The organism is Yoonia sp. (assembly GCF_036007805.1).
GTDB lineage: Bacteria > Pseudomonadota > Alphaproteobacteria > Rhodobacterales > Rhodobacteraceae > Yoonia.
Map to the genome: position 1 here is coordinate 1 of NZ_DASYOK010000215.1, position 1,849 is coordinate 1,849.

A 1,849-nucleotide genomic window follows, 5' to 3' on the forward strand; every position below is an offset into this window, starting at 1 on the left:
CTTTCGGACTTGCCACCTGATTTCTTCCCCACCACCTGCCGCACCTGCGTGGATTACACCAACCGGCTGGCCGATATCACGGTGGGCTATATGGCGGGCGAAGGGGAACAATGGCTGATCGTGCGCAACCAGCGCGGCAAAGAGATCTTGGGCGCCCTTGGCGATGAAGTGTCGCTTGCCGCACCGGGATCACGCGGTCAGCGCCAAAGCTCGGTCAAAGGGTTCGTTGAAAACACGCGCCTTGCCGCAGGCGGGCTTCCACTACGCCGGATGCCCAACTGGCTGCGCGGGATCATGGCGTGGGTAATGCCACGGGTTGGACCGCGTGGTCTGGAATTTGCCCGTGCACGGGTTGAAATGAAGGCCGCCGAAACCGTGCTGCACCTGCGCCGCGAAGAACCCGCCAAGATCAAGAACATGGTGCCAGAGCATGTCTGGAACCTTGCCAAACCCTACGGGATTGCGCCGGAAGAAAACGAGCGGACCGATCCCTAAACCGGCATTGCGGTCGTCTGACGCACGGTGCGCAAGGCGAACGATGATTGCATCTGCGCCACCCCCGGCAGTGTCGCCAGATAGCGCCGGTGGATGCGGGCGAAATCCTCGGTATCGCCAGCCAACACCTTCAGCAGATAATCCGCCGTGCCCGCCATCAGGTGACATTCGAGCACATCCGGTACACGGGCCACGGCACGTTCAAAAGCATCAAGCACCTCATCGGCCTGTCCGCTCAGCGTGATTTCCACAAAAACAGTCGTCGGACGGCCCATTTTGCGCGGATCAAGCAACGCCACATAATCGCGGATAAAGCCGTCCTTTTCCAACCGCTGCACACGCCGGTGACAGGCCGAGGCGGACAGGTTCGCCTTCTCCGACAATTCAGCGTTCGAGATGCGGCCTTTCTTCTGCAAAACCTCGAGGATTCGGCGATCAATACTGTCTAAGTCCATTATTTGCACAATCCTTCGAATAAATGACACCATTACACAGATTTCTACCGCACTCTGCACAAACATCCAAGAACACTCCGATGAAATTGCACAGAGACGGCGCAATACTCGCTTCAGACACAGGAGGAGCAGGTCATGCATATTGGATGTCCAACAGAAATCAAACCACAGGAATTCCGCGTCGGCCTGACACCGAACGCGGCCTTTGAAGCCGTCAACCACGGCCACACCGTCACAATCCAGTCCGGCGCAGGCAATGGCGCAGGCTTTACCGACGCCGATTACATTGATGCAGGAGCCGCGATTGTGGGCACCGCGGCGGAAGTGTTCGAAAAAGCCGATATGGTTGTGAAAGTGAAAGAACCACAACCCATAGAACGCAAAATGCTCCGTGAAGGTCAGATTTTGTTTACTTATCTGCACCTTGCGCCGGACCCTGAACAGACCAAAGACCTGATGGACTCCGGTGCAACCTGCATTGCCTACGAAACAGTGACCGACGATCGCGGCGGCCTGCCACTCTTGGCGCCCATGTCAGAGGTCGCAGGGCGTCTGGCGCCACAGGTCGGCGCATGGACCCTGCAAAAAGCCAATGGCGGGCGCGGTGTTCTTATGGGCGGCGTACCGGGTGTTGGCCCTGCCCGCGTGCTGGTCATCGGCGGCGGTGTTGTCGGCACGCATGCAGCGCGGATCGCGGCGGGCATGGGCGCTGATGTCACCGTACTGGACCGGTCCCTGCCGCGTCTGCGCTATCTGGATGATACGTTCGGCGGCGTCTTCAAGAACGGCTACGCCAATGCGGGCAATACCATTGAGCTGGCACGTCAGGCCGACATGATCATCGGCGCGGTCCTGATCCCCGGTGCGGCGGCACCCAAGCTGATCTCGCGCGCGCAACT

At 59.3% G+C, this 1,849-nt stretch carries 3 protein-coding genes; 2 read left to right on the plus strand and 1 reads right to left on the minus strand.

Annotated features, from left to right (window positions below; translation table 11 throughout):
- Positions 1 to 495: Coenzyme F420 hydrogenase/dehydrogenase, beta subunit C-terminal domain (locus VGP75_RS11995; RefSeq protein WP_327543888.1), on the plus strand; the 495-nt coding region annotated here is incomplete at its 5' end.
- Here the strand turns inward: VGP75_RS11995 and VGP75_RS12000 are convergent.
- A complete protein-coding gene (locus VGP75_RS12000) occupies positions 492 to 950 on the minus strand; it encodes an Lrp/AsnC family transcriptional regulator (protein WP_327543889.1) in 459 nt (152 codons plus the stop codon). The genes VGP75_RS11995 and VGP75_RS12000 overlap by 4 nt on opposite strands.
- 135 nt (positions 951 to 1,085) lie before the next feature.
- Between VGP75_RS12000 and VGP75_RS12005 the strand changes: the two genes are divergently transcribed.
- On the plus strand, positions 1,086 to 1,849 hold a 764-nt coding region (locus tag VGP75_RS12005), incomplete at its 3' end, for an alanine dehydrogenase (protein ID WP_327543890.1).

Bases quoted from the DNA above. Each gene is read 5' to 3' on its own strand.
- VGP75_RS12000 (WP_327543889.1), bottom strand. From the start codon at position 950: ATGGACTTAGACAGTATTGATCGCCGAATCCTCGAGGTTTTGCAGAAG.